This is a genomic window from Pontibacter sp. HJ8 (assembly GCF_054824225.1).
On the sequence record NZ_JSYF01000556.1, the window covers coordinates 1 to 3078 of the forward strand.

General features: G+C 54.2%; 1 protein-coding gene. It reads left to right on the top strand.

Annotated elements, in window-relative coordinates; all coding sequences use genetic code 11:
- Nucleotides 1-300: 300 nt before the first annotated feature.
- On the top strand, nt 301-2748 hold the full coding sequence (locus OB13_RS19330; protein ID WP_461491826.1) for a bifunctional UDP-N-acetylmuramoyl-tripeptide:D-alanyl-D-alanine ligase/alanine racemase: 2448 nt from the start codon (nt 301-303) through the stop codon (nt 2746-2748).
- The last annotated feature ends 330 nt before the right edge of the window (nt 2749-3078 follow it).

The following is a 3078-nucleotide window of genomic DNA, read 5'->3' on the forward strand; positions in this document are numbered from 1 at the left end:
TCCTTAGACAAGGAGGGGCAGGGGTGGTTGCACCCGGTAATCCAGCAGCTATCGAACCTTCCCCCAGGACGATGCCTCGCGGCTTGGAGCGCTCCACAGCCAACAATAAAACTAGAAGTAAAAGGGCATTGGAATACAGACAACTACACCAGCAAAATACGCTTTTACCAGCAGGTATAGCTTCCAGCTAAACCTTATACCTGCCGAAGACTTAATAGGAATGTACCTTTTTAGGAACACCCATATCAAATAACACAACAGCAGGATTAGTATCTTTGAGCCAGTTAATCATACCTTCTTATGCTCACTTTTCAGCAGCTTCTCCCGATTACAGGTGGTGACCTGGTACAGCAGGTACAGGATAGGCCTGTCGTTCACCTGCTCACCGACAGCCGCAAACTTTCTCAGCCGGCGGGCACGCTGTTTTTTGCCATCCGGGGGAAGTACAACGACGGGCACGTATACCTGGAGCAGCTCTACAAGCTGGGGGTGCGCCAGTTTGTGGTAGAAGAGGCAAAGGGGCTGGCACAGCTATACCCCGAAGCCAATATCATGCAGGTGAAGAGCAGCCTGCAAGCGCTGCAGGCAGTAGCAGCCTGGCACCGGGCGCAGTTCCGGATCCCGGTGCTGGGTATAACGGGCAGCAACGGCAAAACCATCGTGAAAGAATGGCTGGCACAGCTGCTGAGCCCGGACGAACTGGTTGTGAAAAGCCCCCGAAGCTACAACTCCCAGATCGGGGTGCCGCTCTCGGTGTGGCAGCTGGAGGCAAACCATACCATCGGAGTGTTTGAGGCAGGTATATCGCAGCCGGGCGAAATGACCAGGCTGCAGCGCATCATCCAGCCTACCCTGGGGCTTTTGACCAACATCGGTAACGCACATGATGAAGGCTTTGCCTCCCGGCAGCAGAAGGTCGCCGAGAAACTTCAGCTTTTCAGTCAGGTAGAGTTGCTCTTTTATTGCCTGGACCATGAACTTGTGCAGGAAGCCGTGCAGGCCGAAGGGATCAGATCCTTCACTTGGTCCCGGAAGCAGCCGGCAGACGTCACCATAGAGAGTAGCACGACAGCAGGTCACAAAACAATCGTAGCCTATACCTATCAGCAGGAGAAACACAGCCTGGCTATACCTTTTACGGATGAGGCCTCCGTGGAAAACGCACTCCATTGCCTGGCTGTGCTGCTGTACCGGGGCCTGGTACTGGCGGAAATACAGGACCGGATGGACCGGTTGCAGCCCGTGGCGATGCGCCTGGAAATGAAAGAAGCCATCAACGGCTGTTACCTCATAGACGATACCTACAACAACGACCTGGCGGGTCTATCCATCGCGCTCGACCTGCTGGCCAGCCAGCCGAAGCGGGGAAAGCGCACGCTTATCCTCTCAGATCTGCTGGAGTCAGGCGTGCCGGAAGATAAACTATACGCCGAGGTAGCTGCTCTGGCCAGGGCGCATGGCGTTGAGCGGCTCATCGGAATAGGCCCTACCATACAGGCACATGCCGCTAAGTTCGGCAGCAATGGCAGCTTTTATTCAGGTACATCCGGGTTCCTGAGTCAGTTTAACCCCGACCAGTTTCGCAACGAGCTGATACTGGTGAAGGGTGCCCGGGTATTTGAGTTTGAGAAGATCGTGCATGCCTTTCAGCAGAAGGTGCACGGTACCGTGCTGGAGGTGAACCTGGATGCCCTGGTGCATAACCTGAACTATTACCGCTCCCGGCTGGCTCCGGGCACCAGGCTGATGGTGATGGTCAAAGCCTTCGCCTATGGCAGCGGCAGCTTCGAAGTGGCCAACCTGCTGCAATTTCACCGGGCCGACTACCTGGCTGTGGCCTACGTGGACGAAGGCGTAAGCCTGCGCGAACACGGCATTACCCTGCCCATTATGGTCATGAACCCGGCGGCTGACAGCTTTGTCAAGATGCGGCAATATAACCTGGAGCCGGAGATCTACTCGCTGGAATTGCTGGAAACCTTGCTGGCTACGGCATCGCCGGGCATTGTTCAAAAGATCCACCTTAAGCTCGACACCGGGATGCACCGGCTCGGGTTTACGGCGGAAGATTTTGATGCCCTATTCGGACTACTCCAAAAGCAGAAGGTTCAGGTGGTAAGCACGTTCAGCCACCTGGCAGGTGCCGATGAAGCTCTTCACAATGATTTCTCCCAAATGCAGATCAGCAACTTCAGCAAGCTGGCGGCAGAGGTCGAGGCACGTCTCGGCTACCCGGTGCTGAAGCACATCCTCAACTCTGCCGGTATAGTTCGTTTCCCGGAGCACCAGCTGGATATGGTGCGCCTGGGCATCGGCCTCTATGGCGTAGAAGCAACTGGCTCGGAACAGGAGGCGTTGCAACCGGTGAGTACCCTCAAAACCACCATATCGCAGATAAAATCCATCCGCAAAGGCGAGACCGTAGGGTATAGCCGCAAAGGGATTGCCAATACCGATAAGACCATCGCCACCATTGCTATTGGGTATGCCGACGGCTACGACCGACGCTTCAGCAACGGCGCCGGCGAAGTGATCATCCACGGCCAGCGTGCTCCTGTGATCGGCAATGTGTGCATGGACATGTGCATGATCGACATCACAGGTATAGCCGCCAAAGCCGGAGACGAAGTGATCGTGTTCGGGCCGCAACTCACGCTGGTGGAGCTGGCCCGGCGAATCGGCACCATCCCCTACGAACTGCTCACCAACGTCAGCACCCGTGTCAAGCGCATTTTCTTTACGGAGTAAGCTTTTTGATTGGCAGTTGTGAAGATGTGAAGAGGATTTGAAATTGTATTTCGTTCCGGAGCCTTTAGGAGCAAGCGTTTTTCAGCAGCACGATGCCACTTCCACTTGTGACAACAGGCACAATTTAAGAAGCCGGAATCTGCCTGATGATTTACACTGAACCCTCCGTAGTGAGACAAATTACATAGAAATCTGGTGCTTAGGGCAACAAGGCCTATGCTATACCCATCCTCCACATTTGCAAATCTTCACATTTTCAAATTTGCAAATCAGGATATCATCTCAATCTTTTGTTTTAAAGAGGAACAGCTTGTAACTTGCAGTAGTTTA